The sequence below is a fragment of the Mesorhizobium sp. RIZ17 genome, from assembly GCF_051127865.1.
Lineage (GTDB): Bacteria > Pseudomonadota > Alphaproteobacteria > Rhizobiales > Rhizobiaceae > Mesorhizobium > Mesorhizobium humile.
On record NZ_CP147861.1, the window covers coordinates 4,838,963 to 4,853,436 of the forward strand.

The following is a 14,474-nucleotide window of genomic DNA, read 5'->3' on the forward strand; positions in this document are numbered from 1 at the left end:
GTGGGGAGATTGGCAGTTCTCGCGCCTGCGCTCTTTCTACGACTTAGGAGATTGGCGAAAGCCGGCGTGACGTCTGATCTCCCCCCTCGTGGGGGAGACGGCCGGCAGGCCAGCGGGGGCTGTCCCGCCAGCCTTTCTGCATGTCAGCAGTCAGAAGCACCCCGCATTGACCCCACGCCGCTCCCATCTAAATTGAACCCCTCAACAGGAGAACCCGCATGGAACTCTATCGCGGCCGGCTCATCGATCATCTCCAGCTCGTGGTGCGCGACCTCCAAGCCAGCCGGCGTTTCTACGGCGCTCTGTTCGAGGTGTTGGGCATCCCGATCGGCGGCGAAGCCGAGGACTACTTCTGGGCGGACGAATTGTTCGTCTCCAGCGCCGACAGTCGCGCGGCGCGCGGCGTGCTCACCGGCCGCCACCATCTCGCCTTCCAGGCCAGGGACCGCGCCATTGTCGATGCTTTCTACCAGGCGGGGCTTGCCGCCGGCGGCAAGGACAATGGCGCGCCGGGTGAGCGCCCCTACCATCCCGGCTACTACGCCTGCTTCCTGCTCGACCCCGACGGCAACAACATCGAGGCGGTGTTCCACGGCGAGGCCAGGCGAAGTGCCGCGGCGGTTGTGGTGAGTTTCTGAGGCCTATCGGCGCCAGAACGGTTTCGCCAGTTCCTGCCGCACCTCATCCATGGTCAGGCCGATATCGCCGATCAGATACGGCGTGTCGCGCGCCTTGAGCGCCAATTGCTCGCGGAATGAGGCGCGCTCGCGCCACACGACGAAAAGGCCGAAGAGGCCAGGGCGGCGTGGCAGGAGGCTTTCTCCGACCGGCGGTTCGCGGACATCGAGCCGCACGGCGCCGTAAAAATCGGAAATCGTGTTCAACGTCGGTTTCATCATCGGCTCCTCGGAATGAATGTCCCTCATCGAGGGCATGTGAGGAGCCTGAACCGCGGCGCCCGGCCGCGCCATCGGCCGCATGCAGTGTTTTGGGTCCTGCATTTGTAGTATTTTGCAGTGGCGGGCGTTGATAATGTTGTCGTCCGCGGGCAGGGGATCGGGATGAACCACAACGCGACGCCCACACCGGCCGCGCTTTCGCCGGGGCAGCCCCCGCCGGCCCTGTCCGATCGCGAGCGCATGGTGGCGGAGAAATTCGCTGCCGGCATGACCTATCGCGAGATCGGCGAGGCGCTGTTCATCGCGCCGTCCACCGTTCGCACCCATCTCGCCGCAATCTACGAAAAGCTCGGCGTGCGCAGCAAGGTCGCGCTGGCTATGCATATCAACGCAATCGGGACCGCGCCGGCGGGGCCACCGGCGGTGGCCGATGCTTCGCCGGTGCTTGCGATTTTTCCCATCGAATGCCTGACCGCCGACGAGCATTGGCGCCGCTTCGCCGACGGCCTGTCGTCGGACATCACCGTCGACCTTGCGCGCTACGCGGATCTGCCGGTCGTCGCATTCCACACCATGAAGGCGCTGGGCAGCAAGCCGGCCGATTTCGCCACCGACGCCAAGGCTCTGGGCGCCGCCTATATTCTGTCCGGCCAATTGCGCGCCGACGCCCTGCGGGTGCGGCTTACGATGGAATTGGCTGACGCGCGGACCGGCGTCAGCCTGTGGAGCGAACGCTTCGACCGGCCCGTCGAAGACATCTTCGCGCTGCAGGACAGCCTGACGGAAAGCGTAATCAACGTGCTTGCCGGTTGTTTCGGCGCGATCGCCACAGTGGGTCGCAATGCAATCCGTCGCAAGCCGCCGGCCAGCTTGCGCGCCTACGACTGCTACTTGCTGGGTGTCGAACAGCACAACACCTTCAGCCGCAGCGGCAACAGGGAAGCTATCCGACTGTTTTCGCGCGCACTCGAGCTTGACCCGACCCTGGTCAGGGCCTGGACCGAACTCGCCTACGCCTATTCGATCGAGGCGTGCAACGGCTTCGGCGACGATCTGAAAGCCTCGGTCGGGAAATGGCGCTGGGCGGTCGAGAACGCGCTGCGGCTCGACCCGAGCGACAGCAGCGCGCACAATTGCTTCGGCGATCTCATGGGTTGCCTCGGCGATCTCAAGGCGGCCGAAGACGCCCACCGGCGCGCCTTCGAATGTGGCTCCAACCATGCTGACACGCTGGCGCTGCTTGCCGGCAGCAAGGCGCTGGTCGCAGGCGATCCGGCGGAAGCCATCCCGCTAATCGAGCGCGCCATGCGCCTCAACCCGCTTGCCCCGCCCTGGTATTTCGGCATGCAGGGCCGGGTCCTGTTCGCGGCCGGCAGGCACCGGGAAGCCATAGCCGCGCTGCGGCGGAGCACGCCGAATTCTCCACACGTGCTGATCTTCCTCATGCTCGCTCATGCCACGCTGGGCGACGGACCCGAGGCTGCTGCCATCGCGGCCCGATTGCGTAGCGAATTTCCGGGCTTCTCGGTCGAGGGTTTCATAGCGGGCTATCCCGTCACCAATCCGGATGCCGTCCGAGCCATCCGCGAGGCAGCGAAGCTGGCGCCGATCCGCTAACCCCCGCCCAGAAACGCCGCGATCAGCTTCAGCATGTTGCCGTCTCGGCCGAATTCCAGCTTGTCGAAGTCGCGGCTGTCCTGGCGCTGCGCCTTGGAGAGCTGGTCTAGATAGGCCGTCAGCTCCGCCCGGACCTTCTTGCAGCCGGGATCGTTCTGGGCGGTGAGGCCCGTGCTGAAGGCGACGATCTTGTCCACCATGTCGACGATGCCGGTGCCGTGCACCTTCTCATGCGCGATCAGCCCGGCGGCGAATGTATCCCAGCGCGTTTGCAAGGCTGAACCAAGTTTTCCCGCCGGCTTGGGCAGCGTGTAGGTGATGATCAGCTTCGGCCGCGCCGTCTTCAGCACGCAGGCGCCGCCTTGCGGCTGGTAGTCGCGCTGCCAGGTCAGCTTGAAGAAAGTATGCGCGATGACGCGCCGCGCGTTGCCGGCCGTGCCGACCACCGGTCCCTTCTCGCCGATCGAGAGATAGAGCTGCTCCGCACTCTCGCCCGAGACGGCGTAGGTGTCGATCTTTTCGATGGGCTTCCAGTCTGCGCGCGCCGGCGTGGACAGGAGCAAGGCAGCGAGGAGGAGGGCGGGCTTCATAGGCGAGCCATAGCATCGGGCCTCGTCTGGAAGAAGCCGGCCTGGGGATTTCTGGAACCCCTTCCACCGCTCAGCCGTTTCCTTGGGCAATCATCCCGACCGATGGGGGAGGACAAGATGACCCGCAACGACATCATTTCCGTGCTTGGACCGGTCGACGAGGCCGTTATCGCCGATATCGCGCTCACCGGCGCCAGCCTCGAGGAACTGCGCGAGGCCTTCGCCTGGATCGGCGCCGACGAGGCGCTGGTCAATGAGGGCCATGCCATGCCCGGCACCCGCGTGGCGAAACTGATCGAGATCCTCGAACCGCCCGAGGACGAGCCCGCGTTGCCGGGCGCGATGGAGTAGCGCGGCTCTCTCTAGGGGCTTCTCCCTACTTGTCGCCCGCACGCCTCCCGTCATAGCCTCTGCCGCTTGGGCGGGAGGAGAGGCCTTTGGACACCAATGTCGTCATCGTCGGCGCCGGCCCTGCCGGGCTCGCGGTCGCCGCCTGCCTCAAACAGGCGGGGCAGGATTTCATCATCCTTGAAAAGGCCAATGAGGTTGCGCCGGCCTGGCGACGGCATTACCGGCGGCTGCATCTGCACACGGTGAAATCCTTCTCGTCGCTGCCCTTCGTGCCGTTCCCGAAAAACCATCCACGCTACGTCCCGCGCGAGAAAGTGGTCGCTTATCTCGATGCCTATGCCGAGCGTTTCGGGCTGAGGCCGCGCTTCGGCGTCACCGTCAAATCGGTCCGCCGCGAAGGTGGGCGTCTGCTGGTCCAGACCGATGCCGGGCCCTTCAATGCCCGTAAGGTTGTCGTCGCCACCGGCAACAATGCTGAGCCGATCACGCCGGCCTTCCCGGGTATCGAGGCCTTCAAGGGCAAGGTGCTGCACAGCGCCGCCTATACCGAGGCCGCGCCCTATGTCGGTAAGGACGTGCTGGTCGTCGGCATGGGCAATACGGGCGCGGAGATCGGGCTCGACCTCGCCGAAAGCGGCGCCAGGCCCACCATCTCGGTACGCAAGGGTGTCCATATCGTGCCGCGCCAGCTGTTCGGCCTGCCGATCCAGATGGTGGGCATCGCCAGCCGCCCGATGCCGCAGACGCTGAACGACTGGATGTTCCCCAAGATCCTCGATTTGGCGCTGGGCAGGTTGGAGAGATACGGCATCGTGCGGCCGAAACAGGGCATCCTGCAAGGGATCGAAGCCGGCCGCATTCCGGTGATCGATGTCGGCACGGTGGCAGCGATCAAGCAGGGAAGGATCGGCATTGCACCGGATATCGCAAGCTTCACAGCGGACGGCGTGAAATTCGCCGACGGGGTGGAGAAGAAATTCGACGCGGCGATTTTCGCCACCGGCTACCGACCGGCCTATGACGGTTTCCTTTCGGCGGAACTGCGGCCGGTAAAGAGCGGCGTGAATGCCCGCGCGACGGAGCTCGGCGTCTATCTCGTCGGCTTCTACAATCCGGTCACCGGCCTGCTGCGCGAGATCGGCATCGAGGCGCAGGCGGTGGCGAAGGATATTGCGAGGCGGTGAGGGCGAAATGCGGCCAACATGTAAGGCCGAGCGCCGGACATGCCTTCCACGTTGGAGGAGATCAGGGTGCTTTGGCGCCGGCCATCACCTGAAAAAAGCTGACGATTGGCGAAAGCCGGCGTGGCGGCTAATGTCCTTTGTAGGGGGAGATGTCCGGCAGGACAGAAGGGGCGGCGCCTCGCGCTGACTCCGGGTGTTTTGGGTTGCGATGCCTGAATCGGGTGGTGCCTCGGCATCCATCGTGGCAAGCCGCGCCATCACATTAGGGGACCCACTCCATGCTCACGCTCTACGACTATCTCCCGTCGCAAAACGCCTGGAAAATTCGCGTCCTGCTCGGCCTGCTCGGCATCGCCTACGAAACCCGTATGGTGTCGATCTTCGAAGGCGAGAGCCGCACCGAGGCTTTTCTGAAGCTCAACCCGGCAGGTGCCGTTCCGGTGCTCGCCGTCGAGAATGGCCAGGCGATCGCCGAGTCCAACGCGATCCTCGTCTGCGTCGCGGAGGACACGCCCTATTTGCCGGCTGACCGTCTTGCCCGCGCCAAGGTGATGCAGTGGCTGTTCTTCGAACAGTACTATGTCGAACCGGTCATCGGCTCGCTGCGCTTCTGGACGCTGACCGGCCGCCTGGAGCGCAACCATGCACTGGTCGCGGGCAAGCGCGAGGCGGGTGTGCGGGCGCTTGGCGCGCTGGAGCGTAGCCTGCGCGACACAGCTTTCCTGGTCGGCGACACGCTCACCATCGCCGACATCGCTGTATACGCCTACGCCCACCGCGCCGAGGATTGCGGCTTCTCGCTTGCCGACTATCCGGCGGTTGAAGCCTGGGTGGAAAGGGTGGGCGAGGTGATCGGCGATGGCTATCCGGTGCATCCCTACAGCATCGATCCGCATTCGCGCGGATGAGCTGCGGCTCCTCCTGGAGAGGAAACCACGCCTACCGGTCCACCAGCGACATCGTCCGCTCGTTATACCTTGGCCCTGACACCTTGTCGGGCGTCAGCGCCATGTCGAGCCCGAGCATCTCGGTAGCGTCCAGCGTGATATCCGCCGCCGCGACATTCTCTTCCAGATAGATCCGGCGCTTCGTGCCGGGGATCGGCACGATGTCGATGCCGAAATCGGGGCCCTTGGCGAGCAGCCAGGCGATCGCGATCTGGCCGGGCTTTACCCCCTTGGCGTCGGCGATGTCGCGCACCGTGGCGGCCGCGGCGACATTCAGGTCGAAATTCTCGCCCTGGTAGCGCGGATCGCCACGGCGGAAATCGCCCTCGGGATAGTCTTCCGCGCGCCTGACGTCGCCGGCGAGGAAACCGCGGCCGAGCGGCGCGAACGGCACCAGGCCGATGTCCAATTCCTTCAGCGCCGGGATGATCTCGGGCTCGAGGTTGCGCTCCCACAGCGAGTATTCGCTCTGCAGCGCCGAGACCGGATGCACCGCATGGGCGCGGCGGATGTTGGCGATGCCGGCTTCCGACAGGCCGAAAAAGCGCACCTTGCCCTCGGCCACCAATTCGGCGACCGCGCCCGCGACGTCTTCCATCGGCACGGCAGGGTCGACGCGGTGCTGGTAGAGGAGGTCGATATGGTCGGTGGCAAGACGCTTGAGCGAAGCATCGACCACCTCGCGGATATGCTCGGGCCTGCTGTCGGTGCCGGACTGCTTGCCGTCGACGATACGGAAGCCGAACTTCGTCGCGATCGTCACTTGGCCGCGCCGGCCGTTCAGCGCGCGTCCCAGCAGTTCCTCGTTGACGAACGGCCCATAGACCTCGGCCGTGTCGAGAAACGTACAGCCGAGCTCGATCGCCCGGTGGATCGTTGCGATCGACTCCGCCTCGTCGGCCGGGCCGTAGGCCTGGCTCATGCCCATGCAGCCGAGGCCGATGGCCGAGACTTCGAGCCCCTGGCCGCCGAGTTTGTGTTTGCCGAGGCTCATCGTGTCTTGCTCCGCCGAATTTTCGATCCGGCTAAATTATAGGGCCAGGAGAGGAAGCGTCCAGCGTCAGGCCTGGCGACAGGCGGCGTCATAGTCGGCAAGCACGCGGTCGATAGCGGCGAGCAGGATCGCCTCGGGATTGCCGGCGGCGCCGAGCTCTGCCGGCAGCGTCGGCAGGAACTGCCGCATCAGCGTCTCGGGAATGGCGATGCCGCTCAGAGCTTCGCGCAGGCGCGCGACCGCAACGCTTGCCGCGGGGTTGCTCCAGTAATAGCGGATGCGGTCGCTGTAGCTGTAATGCCGCTGCAGATGGAGACTTGTCGCGTCGCCGTGATAGTGGCTGCGCCAATGGCCAGGCGCGGAAAGCATCAGCGTTTCCATCGCCTTGGCAAGCGAGCGCTCGCCATAGCCGGAGACCATTTCGGAGGCCACCAAATCCAACCCGTAAAGCGTCTCGCGCAGCGCGAAGGTCAGGCCGGGCCCAACCTTGAGGATGGGGAAGCCGTTGGCCACCAGCGCCGTTAGCGCCCAACGGCTCTGGTAGTCGGTCGAATGCGCTTCGTAGACGAGAGCTGTTTCATGGTCGAGCAGCGCGGTCAGCGGAGCAGATGCCTCCGGCCTGTAGGCGACGACATTTTCGCTGCCGAATTCGACACCCGGCTGCACGACCACCGCGATGACGCGGCTGAATGCTTCCTCCAGCCCTTCGCGGGCGAAGGTGTCGCGATGGATGTCGATGGTGCGACGCGCCGCTCTGGCCTCCGTCGGCTTCAGGTCGCTGATGGCATGGTCGGCGCCGCCGGGCACCGGCACCTCGGTGCCGATGATGTAGAGCGGCATGGCGCCGCCGCGCGAGCGCGCCGCCTTTTCCGCCGCCTTGGCGAGCCGCGCGGCGCGTGTGGCGATGGTCTCGTCGTCGAGCGCCGCCGGCTCGCCGGCACAGCCCATCGAGGCGTCGAGATGGATCTTGCTGAAACCCGCCCAGACATAGGCCGTGACCATCGCTTCGGCCTTGCTCATCGCTTGTGCCGCCGGCTCCGCCCTCCACGGGTTAGGTCCCAGATGATCGCCGCCGAAGATGATGCGTGAAGCGGGGAGCCCTTCGCGGGCGGCGATCCCCTGTACGAAGGCGACGAACAGATCCGGCGTCATGCCGGTATAGCCGCCGAACTGGTTGACCTGGTTGCAGGTGGCCTCGATCAGAAGCACGGCGTCCCTGTCGGCGACGGCGCGCCGGATCGCCGCCTGGATCACCAGCGCGTGGGCCGAGCAGACCGAGGTGATGCCGTAGGGCTTGCCATTACGGCGGGCAGTGGCGAGGCCTTGAAGCGGGTTGGTCGTCATCGTCATTTGGCCCGGTCCGTCCCGGCTATGAAGCGGTCGAGCGCGTCGAAGCCTGCCAGCCCTTCCATCGGCCCCAGCCGCGTCACATTGAGCGCACCCGCGGCATTGGCGTAAAGCAGCGCCTTGCCGGGCTCGATGCCGTTGCGGCGGCAGGTGAGATAGGTCGCGCCGAAACAGTCGCCGGCGCCGGTTGGGTCGACTTCCTCGACGACGAAGCCGGCGCAGTCGGTGCGGCTGCCGTTGGCGCCGAAGCGGGTGGAGCCGGCAGCGCCGCGCTTCAGCACGATCTCGCCGACGCCGCGCGCAATCAGCGCCGCCACTGCCTGCCGCTCGTCCGCGACGCCGGCCGCCGCGAGCAGTTCGTCGCCGGAGGGCAAGAGCAGGTCGGCGTCGTCGACCAGCGCCGAAAAATGCGCGCCGTCGGCGCCGTCGATCAGTTCCTTGCGCACATTCGGGTCGAAGGAGGTCGAGCCGCCGCGGGCGCGCACCGCCTTCGCGGCATAGGCGACGATCTCTTTCAGCCCGGCGATCGAGAGTGCCGAACCCATGACGTGGAGGTGGCCGGCGCCGTCGGCCAGCCGCCGCGCCTCTTCCGTCAGGCTGATGCGGCCGGCGGCGGATTCGGCGATGTTGTAGACGAAGTCGCGCCCGCCATCAGGTCTGTAACGCACGAAGGCGCTTCCCGTCGGATAGCGTTCGCTGACCGACACGGCCGAGACGTCGACGCCGTCGCGCCTCAGCCGCTCCAGGTTGATGGCGCCGAAATCATCGCGGCCGACGCAGGCGATGATGCCGGCGCCGCCGCCGAGCTTCGCCACCTGATCGATGAAGATGGCCGGCGCGCCGCTGGGGTAGGGGCCGGTCAGCGCCAGTGGTTCGAGGAAGCCTTGGCCACGCTCGCTCGCCATGATCTCGACCAGGATCTCGCCGGCGACGATCGTCGGCCCGGTCGCTTCGGCCGCAATCTCCCCTCGGCTCATTGATCCAATTCCTTCTCCCCAGCCGGACCGGCGCCAACGTTCACGATAGCGCCGGGCTTCGATCGAGGTAAATCGTGGCGGCGGTGGTGTCAACAAAAACTATACGCATGTTCACTTTCATGTCGCCGAGGGTGCGTGTCCTCTTTGGTTGAGAAGCCTGGAGGCATGAGCGCGCATTGTGGAGGCTGGGATTGTGGGCTTGACTAAGTGATCCTGTAGCGCAATAGAATATGAACGCATGTTCAGTTTTGCATGCGCATTCGTAAAGGAGGAGACGGAATGCCAATGCGTAGGCTTATGGGAATTCTCGCCGCGGCCACTGCCGCCTCGGCGCTGATGGCAGGCGCTGCCCTGTCGGAGGAAATTACGGTCGCCACGGTCAACAACGGCGACATGATCATCATGCAGAAACTGGCCCCGGAGTGGGAAAAGGCGACCGGCAACAAGGTCAACTGGGTGGTGTTGGAAGAAAACGTGCTGCGCGAGCGCGTCACCACCGACATCGCCACCAAGGGCGGTCAGTTCGATGTGATGACCATCGGCGGCTACGAGACTCCGATCTGGGGCAAGGCCGGCTGGCTGACGCCGCTCAACGATCTCGGCGCCGACTACGACTATGACGATCTGATCGCGCCGGTGCGCAGCGGCCTCACCGTCGACGGCAATCTCTATGCCGTGCCGTTTTATGCCGAGAGCTCTTTCACGCTCTACCGCAAGGACCTGTTCGACGCCGCCGGCCTGAAAATGCCGGAGCAGCCGACCTACGACCAGGTCGCCGAATTCGCCGACAAGCTCACCGACAAGTCGAAGGAGCAGTACGGGCTATGCCTGCGCGGCAAGCCGGGCTGGGGCGAGAACATGGCCTTCGTCGGCACGCTGGTGAACACCTTCGGCGGCCGCTGGTTCGACATGGACTGGAAGCCGCAGCTCAATTCCGATGCGTGGAAGAAGGCGATCGGCTGGTATGTCGACACGATGAAGAAGAATGGCCCTCCGGGCATCAGCTCCAACGGCTTCAACGAGAACCAGACGCTGTTTGCCTCCGGCCATTGCGCGATGTGGATCGACGCCACGTCCGCCGCCGGACGCGTCTATGACCCGAAGCAGAGCAAGGTCGCCGACAAGGTCGCCTTCGCCAAGGCGCCGGTCGCGGTCACGCCCAACGGTTCGGCCTGGGGCTGGGCCTGGAGCCTCGCCATCCCGACCTCGACCAAGAAGGCGGACACGGCGAAATCCTTCGTCAAATGGGCGACCTCGAAGGCCTATGTCCAGCGCGTCGGCGAGGCCGAAGGCTGGGTCGCGGCACCGCCGGGAACGCGCAAGTCCACCTATGCCAGCGCGGACTACCAGAAGGCGGCACCCTTTGCCGCGACCGTGCTTGCCGCGATCGAATCCGCCGATCCGACCAAGCAGACCAAGGACCCGGTGCCCTATACCGGCATCCAGTTCGTCGCCATTCCCGAATTCCAGGGCATCGGCACGCAGGTCGGCCAGGCGATCGCCGCGGCGGTCACCGGCGAACAATCGGTCGACGATGCGCTGAACGGAGTCCAGGCTTCGGTCGAGAAGACGATGGAGGAGGCGGGCTACATCAAATAGGCGGGCCTGCTCAAGGTGAAGCCGGGAAGCGGAACGTGCGCCGCCTCCCGGCCATCCGGCCCGCCGCAGAAACTCCCTTGCGGCCGGCCGGAGGATGCGCGGATCCGCCTGGCAATTCGAGGAGAAGCGCGTAGCGTTTCTTCCTTCGGAATTGCCTGAGCAAAGGTGGGTCCGTGCGTTCCTCGAGAGCGGGCTGGATAACTGCCTGCGCCCGGCAAACATTTTCGAAACGCGGAAGAATTGGAATTTGCAATGAAGCTGAAGGACAAAATCGCCCTGATCACCGGCGGCGCGCGCGGCATCGGCCTCGGCTTCGCGCAGGCCTTTGCGCGCGAAGGCGCGAAAGTGGTGATCGCCGATATCGACATCGAGCGGGCGACACGCGCGGCACGGGAGATCGGTCCGGCGGCAAGCGCCAAGAAGCTCGACGTCACCGACCTTGCCGCGATCGAGAGCGTCGTCGCCGAGATCGACCGCGAATTCGGCGGCATCGACATCCTGGTCAACAACGCGGCCATCTTCGACATGGCGCCGATCACCGACATCACCGAACAGAGCTATGAGCGCGTCTTCGGCATCAATCTCAAAGGCCCGCTCTTCGTGATGAAGGCGGTGGCCAACGTGATGATCAAACGCGGCCGTGGCGGCAAGATCATCAACATGGCGAGCCAGGCCGGCCGCCGCGGCGAGGCGCTGGTGACGCTCTATTGCGCCTCCAAGGCGGCGATCATTTCAGCGACCCAGTCGGCGGCGCTTGCGCTGGTCAAGCACGGCATCAACGTCAACGCCATTGCGCCCGGCGTCGTCGATGGCGAGCATTGGGACGTGGTCGATGCGCATTTCGCCAAATGGGAAGGGCTGAAGCCGGGCGAGAAGAAGGCGGCGGTGGCGAAGTCGGTGCCGATCGGCCGTTTCGCGCAACCGGAGGACATTGCCGGGCTCGCCGTGTTCCTCGCCTCGTCGGACAGCGACTACATCCTGGCCCAGACCTACAATGTCGACGGCGGCAACTGGATGAGCTGAGGCACCGCAGCAATTCCAGGAAAAGTGTGAAGCGGTCGGGCTCGGCGACTTCGGCGTAGCCTTCCGTCCGGAATTGCGTCGAAACAGGAGACGACAATGAAGGCCATCCGATTTGCCGCGGCCGGCGATGCCGGCATGGCTGAGCTCGACATGCCCGCGATCAGGCCAGGCCACGCTCTGCTGCGGGTGCGCGCGGCGGGGCTCTGCCACACCGATATCGACGTGCTGCATGGTCGCTATGGTTCCGGCGCGTTCCCGCTCGTGCCCGGCCATGAATATGCCGGCACGGTCGAGGCGGTCGCCGAGGACGTCACATCGGTTAAGCCCGGCGACCGCGTCGCCGTCGATCCCAACATCCCGTGCGGCCATTGCCCGGCCTGCCGTAAAGGCTTCACCAACCTTTGCGCCACGCTGAAGGCCTATGGCGTGACCGAGAATGGCGGCTTCGCTGAATACAGCCTCGTCGCCGTCGACCATCTCCACGCCATCGGCGATCTCGCTTTTGAAACGGCTGCGCTCGCCGAGCCGCTCGCCTGCGTGCTCAACGGCCTCGGCGCGGCCGGGGTAGAGGCCGGCGGTCACGTGCCCGGCAATGCGCTCGTCTTCGGCGCCGGGCCGATCGGGCTGCTGATGGCCCTGTCGCTCAAGGCCAGCGGCGTGGCGAAAGTGGCGGTGGCCGACATCAGCGAACCGCGTCTCGCCTTCGCGGCGTCGCTCGGGCTGGAGCCGCTTGTGTCCGGATCGCAGGACCTGGCGGCGCGGGCACAGGGCTTCGACCTCGTCGCCGACGCCACCGGCATCGCCAAGGTGGTCGAAGGCATGATCGGTCTCACCGCCGATGGCGGCACCGCGCTTGTCTTCGGCGTCTGCGCGCCCGACGCCAGGATCGCGGTCGCCCCATTCGAGATCTTCCGCCGCCAGATCAGGCTGGCCGGGTCGCATTCGCTGAACCGCAACATCCCGCAGGCGCTTGCGATCCTGAGTCGCGACGACGGCACCATGGCGAGGCTGGTCAGCCATCGACTGCCGCTCGACGAGGTGCTGCCTTTCTTCGCCAAGGGCGGCAATCCGGCGACGATGAAGGTCCAGTTCTCGGCCGAGGCTTGAACGGGGAGCACGATTGCCTGCCTTTGCGTCGCGAGGTGACTCAAGTAGACAGTCGTGACGCCGGTACCGACAGGGGCAGAAGGATGGCAAAGACGATCAGGACGATGGAGGATTTTTCCGCCTTTGTCGGCCTGTCCCGCACCACGGTTTCGAAATACTTCAACGATCCCGGTTCGGTGCGGCAGAACACGCGCAGCACCATCGAGGCGGCCCTGAAGAAATCCGACTTCCGTCCGTCCATGTTCGCGGTCAATCTGAACCGCCGCCGTTCCAACATCCTCGGCGTCATCATCCCCAATTCGACCGACCCGTTCTACATGGCGCTGACGCGCCGCATCGAGACGATCGCCAACGAGGCCGGATTCCTCGCCTTCGTGCTGTCCTCCGACGGCCGCGCCGAGATGGAGGACCAGGCGATCCAGACGTTCCGGTCGATGAACATCGCCGGCGCCGTCATCGCGCCGCTAGGCGTGCGCTCGCACCATCGCATCCTGGCCGAGCTCGGCGCTTCGATCCCCCTGATCTATGTCGACTCGCCGCTCGACGAGACTTCGTCCTTCGTCGGCACCGACAACCGGCAGAGCTTCCGGCTGATCGTCGACTATCTCTGCCGTTCCGGCGAGCCGCCCTGCTATTTCGCCATGCCGCTGGTCAACAACAACGCTTCCGCCCGGCAGGAGGCCTATGTCGAAGCCATGCATGGCTTCAAGATGACGCCCTCGATCGTGGCGGTCGAGGATGTCGGCTCCTGGGATTTCGAGAAATTCGGCCATGACGAGGCACTGCGCATCCTGAAAGGGCAAGGCTTCCCGACAGGGACGGTACTGTGCGCCAACGACCGCATCGCCTTCGGCGTCATCAGCGCCGCCTATGAACTCGGCCTCAAGGTCGGTCACGGCGCCGACTGCGATCTGCGCGTCGCCGGCCATGACGACCATCCTTTGTCGCGCTATGCCTGCCCGCCGATCACCACCGTGGCGCAGAACTATAACGAGATCGGCCGCCTGGCGATCGAGCTCCTGCTGCGGCGGCTGGACGAGAATGCGCCGGCCGCCAAGCGCGACAACGCGCGCGTCCTGCTCAACGCCGAATTGATGCTGCGCCGCTCGGCTTGAGGGGTGAGGGAGTAATTCACCGAAGGCGCCATTCCTGCAACCGTGCTCTAAGCCCTCGGCAGCATGTGGCGCATGATCAGCGAGGCGTGTCCGCCGACGCCATGCGCGGTGTCGCGGCGTTCGACCACTTCGAAGCCATGCTTGCGATAGAAGGCGATCGCGCGGTCGTTGCCCTCGATCACCTCCAGCGCGATCGAGGGAATGCCGGCATGCGCGGCCAGCACCGCGTGCAAAAGGTCGACCGCGAGGCCGCTGCCGAATGCCTGCGGCTCGAGGTGCAGGCGCTCCAGCATCACGTCGCCCTTTGCGTTCATCGCCGCCATAGCATAGCCGGCGATCGAGCCGTCGGCGCGTTCGGCGACGAAGGACATCTTGTCCTCGTCCTCAAGCTCGGCCGCGAGCTTTTCCGGCGCATGTTTCTCGTCGGAAAGTCGTGCCACGGCCTCGTCGCCCATGATCGGCGCATAGGTTCGCCGCCAGGATTGGCCAAGCAGGCGCGATACCTCGACAAGGTCGTTCCTCGTCATCGCTCGGATGCGGGTCATCGTCGTTGTCCTTGTTGCAATCTCAAGATAGGGCGAAGCGCGGGGTGGGGCCAATCCCCGCGCACGTGAAAGGCGCCGATCCCGTCGGCACCCGTGCCGGGCGTTGCAGCATATATCACGGGCGGCTGAACGATCTGAATTGGCCCAAGCGAGCCCGGCAACGGTGAAAAACCGACCCG

At 65.4% G+C, this 14,474-nt stretch carries 15 protein-coding genes; 9 read left to right on the forward strand and 6 right to left on the reverse strand.

Translation table 11 applies throughout. The features are described from left to right. The first annotated feature begins 218 nt into the window (after nucleotides 1-218). Nucleotides 219-638 carry a VOC family protein gene (locus tag WDX12_RS23375; protein ID WP_434722175.1) on the forward strand — a complete coding sequence of 140 codons (420 nt, stop codon included), beginning with the start codon at nucleotides 219-221 and terminating at the stop codon, nucleotides 636-638. A gap of 3 nt (nucleotides 639-641) precedes the next feature. Here the strand turns inward: WDX12_RS23375 and WDX12_RS23380 are convergent, their stop codons facing one another. Continuing rightward, nucleotides 642-1,070: a DUF1127 domain-containing protein gene (locus tag WDX12_RS23380; protein ID WP_320295993.1), complete on the reverse strand. Its 429-nt coding sequence runs from the start codon at nucleotides 1,068-1,070 to the stop codon at nucleotides 642-644. Here WDX12_RS23380 and WDX12_RS23385 point away from each other — a divergent pair. After that, nucleotides 1,062-2,516 (forward strand): LuxR C-terminal-related transcriptional regulator, encoded by a 1,455-nt coding sequence (locus WDX12_RS23385; RefSeq protein WP_320295992.1) that lies wholly within the window; start codon nucleotides 1,062-1,064, stop codon nucleotides 2,514-2,516. The two genes, WDX12_RS23380 and WDX12_RS23385, sit on opposite strands and share 9 nt — an antisense overlap. Here the strand turns inward: WDX12_RS23385 and WDX12_RS23390 are convergent. Continuing rightward, the gene (locus WDX12_RS23390; RefSeq protein ID WP_434722176.1) at nucleotides 2,513-3,106 is read right to left on the reverse strand and encodes a DUF922 domain-containing Zn-dependent protease; all 594 of its coding nucleotides are present in this window, start codon (nucleotides 3,104-3,106) and stop codon (nucleotides 2,513-2,515) included. The genes WDX12_RS23385 and WDX12_RS23390 overlap by 4 nt on opposite strands. A gap of 117 nt (nucleotides 3,107-3,223) precedes the next feature. Between WDX12_RS23390 and WDX12_RS23395 the strand changes: the two genes are divergently transcribed. From WDX12_RS23395 to WDX12_RS23405, 3 genes are all read left to right on the forward strand, one after another. Beyond that, nucleotides 3,224-3,457: a hypothetical protein gene (locus tag WDX12_RS23395; protein ID WP_320295990.1), complete on the forward strand. Its 234-nt coding sequence runs from the start codon at nucleotides 3,224-3,226 to the stop codon at nucleotides 3,455-3,457. A gap of 86 nt (nucleotides 3,458-3,543) precedes the next feature. Then, entirely contained in the window at nucleotides 3,544-4,641 is a 1,098-nt protein-coding gene (locus WDX12_RS23400; protein WP_434722177.1) for a flavin-containing monooxygenase, read from the forward strand. A 278-nt stretch (nucleotides 4,642-4,919) separates the two neighbouring features. Then, nucleotides 4,920-5,549 (forward strand): glutathione S-transferase family protein, encoded by a 630-nt coding sequence (locus WDX12_RS23405; RefSeq protein WP_434722178.1) that lies wholly within the window; start codon nucleotides 4,920-4,922, stop codon nucleotides 5,547-5,549. A 31-nt stretch (nucleotides 5,550-5,580) separates the two neighbouring features. Here the strand turns inward: WDX12_RS23405 and WDX12_RS23410 are convergent, their stop codons facing one another. From WDX12_RS23410 to WDX12_RS23420, 3 genes are all read right to left on the reverse strand, one after another. Beyond that, on the reverse strand, nucleotides 5,581-6,582 hold the full coding sequence (locus WDX12_RS23410) for an aldo/keto reductase (protein ID WP_434722179.1): 1,002 nt from the start codon (nucleotides 6,580-6,582) through the stop codon (nucleotides 5,581-5,583). A gap of 66 nt (nucleotides 6,583-6,648) precedes the next feature. After that, the gene (locus WDX12_RS23415) at nucleotides 6,649-7,932 is read right to left on the reverse strand and encodes a D-tagatose-bisphosphate aldolase, class II, non-catalytic subunit (protein ID WP_434722180.1); all 1,284 of its coding nucleotides are present in this window, start codon (nucleotides 7,930-7,932) and stop codon (nucleotides 6,649-6,651) included. Further along, nucleotides 7,929-8,906 carry a tagatose kinase gene (locus tag WDX12_RS23420; RefSeq protein WP_434722181.1) on the reverse strand — a complete coding sequence of 326 codons (978 nt, stop codon included), beginning with the start codon at nucleotides 8,904-8,906 and terminating at the stop codon, nucleotides 7,929-7,931. The genes WDX12_RS23415 and WDX12_RS23420 overlap by 4 nt, the downstream gene beginning before the upstream one ends. A 285-nt stretch (nucleotides 8,907-9,191) precedes the next feature. Between WDX12_RS23420 and WDX12_RS23425 the strand changes: the two genes are divergently transcribed. The 4 genes from WDX12_RS23425 (at nucleotide 9,192) to WDX12_RS23440 (ending at nucleotide 13,750) form a co-directional block, all read left to right on the forward strand. Beyond that, nucleotides 9,192-10,505, forward strand: coding sequence for an ABC transporter substrate-binding protein (locus tag WDX12_RS23425; RefSeq protein ID WP_434722182.1), 1,314 nt, complete (start codon nucleotides 9,192-9,194; stop codon nucleotides 10,503-10,505). Between the two features lie 252 nt (nucleotides 10,506-10,757). Then, entirely contained in the window at nucleotides 10,758-11,528 is a 771-nt protein-coding gene (locus WDX12_RS23430; RefSeq protein ID WP_434722183.1) for an L-iditol 2-dehydrogenase, read from the forward strand. A gap of 96 nt (nucleotides 11,529-11,624) precedes the next feature. Further along, on the forward strand, nucleotides 11,625-12,635 hold the full coding sequence (locus tag WDX12_RS23435; RefSeq protein ID WP_434722184.1) for a zinc-dependent alcohol dehydrogenase family protein: 1,011 nt from the start codon (nucleotides 11,625-11,627) through the stop codon (nucleotides 12,633-12,635). A gap of 104 nt (nucleotides 12,636-12,739) precedes the next feature. Further along, nucleotides 12,740-13,750, forward strand: a complete 1,011-nt coding sequence (locus WDX12_RS23440) for a LacI family DNA-binding transcriptional regulator (RefSeq protein ID WP_434725696.1) — start codon at nucleotides 12,740-12,742, stop codon at nucleotides 13,748-13,750. Between the two features lie 47 nt (nucleotides 13,751-13,797). Here WDX12_RS23440 and WDX12_RS23445 read toward each other — a convergent pair whose 3' ends face one another. Further along, nucleotides 13,798-14,295 (reverse strand): GNAT family N-acetyltransferase, encoded by a 498-nt coding sequence (locus WDX12_RS23445; RefSeq protein ID WP_434722185.1) that lies wholly within the window; start codon nucleotides 14,293-14,295, stop codon nucleotides 13,798-13,800. Between the last annotated feature and the right edge of the window lie 179 nt (nucleotides 14,296-14,474).

What these genes read in the sequence shown, in the direction of transcription:
- WDX12_RS23435 (WP_434722184.1), top strand. Translation starts at nt 11,625, where the DNA reads ATGAAGGCCATCCGATTTGCCGCGGCCGGCGATGCCGGCATGGCTGAG.
- WDX12_RS23395 (WP_320295990.1), top strand. Translation starts at nt 3,224, where the DNA reads ATGACCCGCAACGACATCATTTCCGTGCTTGGACCGGTCGACGAGGCC.
- WDX12_RS23375 (WP_434722175.1), top strand. Translation starts at nt 219, where the DNA reads ATGGAACTCTATCGCGGCCGGCTCATCGATCATCTCCAGCTCGTGGTG.
- WDX12_RS23405 (WP_434722178.1), top strand. Translation starts at nt 4,920, where the DNA reads ATGCTCACGCTCTACGACTATCTCCCGTCGCAAAACGCCTGGAAAATT.
- WDX12_RS23385 (WP_320295992.1), top strand. Translation starts at nt 1,062, where the DNA reads ATGAACCACAACGCGACGCCCACACCGGCCGCGCTTTCGCCGGGGCAG.
- WDX12_RS23440 (WP_434725696.1), top strand. Translation starts at nt 12,740, where the DNA reads ATGGAGGATTTTTCCGCCTTTGTCGGCCTGTCCCGCACCACGGTTTCG.
- WDX12_RS23425 (WP_434722182.1), top strand. Translation starts at nt 9,192, where the DNA reads ATGCGTAGGCTTATGGGAATTCTCGCCGCGGCCACTGCCGCCTCGGCG.
- WDX12_RS23420 (WP_434722181.1), bottom strand. Translation starts at nt 8,906, where the DNA reads ATGAGCCGAGGGGAGATTGCGGCCGAAGCGACCGGGCCGACGATCGTC.
- WDX12_RS23430 (WP_434722183.1), top strand. Translation starts at nt 10,758, where the DNA reads ATGAAGCTGAAGGACAAAATCGCCCTGATCACCGGCGGCGCGCGCGGC.
- WDX12_RS23445 (WP_434722185.1), bottom strand. Translation starts at nt 14,295, where the DNA reads ATGACCCGCATCCGAGCGATGACGAGGAACGACCTTGTCGAGGTATCG.
- WDX12_RS23390 (WP_434722176.1), bottom strand. Translation starts at nt 3,106, where the DNA reads ATGAAGCCCGCCCTCCTCCTCGCTGCCTTGCTCCTGTCCACGCCGGCG.
- WDX12_RS23410 (WP_434722179.1), bottom strand. Translation starts at nt 6,582, where the DNA reads ATGAGCCTCGGCAAACACAAACTCGGCGGCCAGGGGCTCGAAGTCTCG.
- WDX12_RS23415 (WP_434722180.1), bottom strand. Translation starts at nt 7,932, where the DNA reads ATGACGATGACGACCAACCCGCTTCAAGGCCTCGCCACTGCCCGCCGT.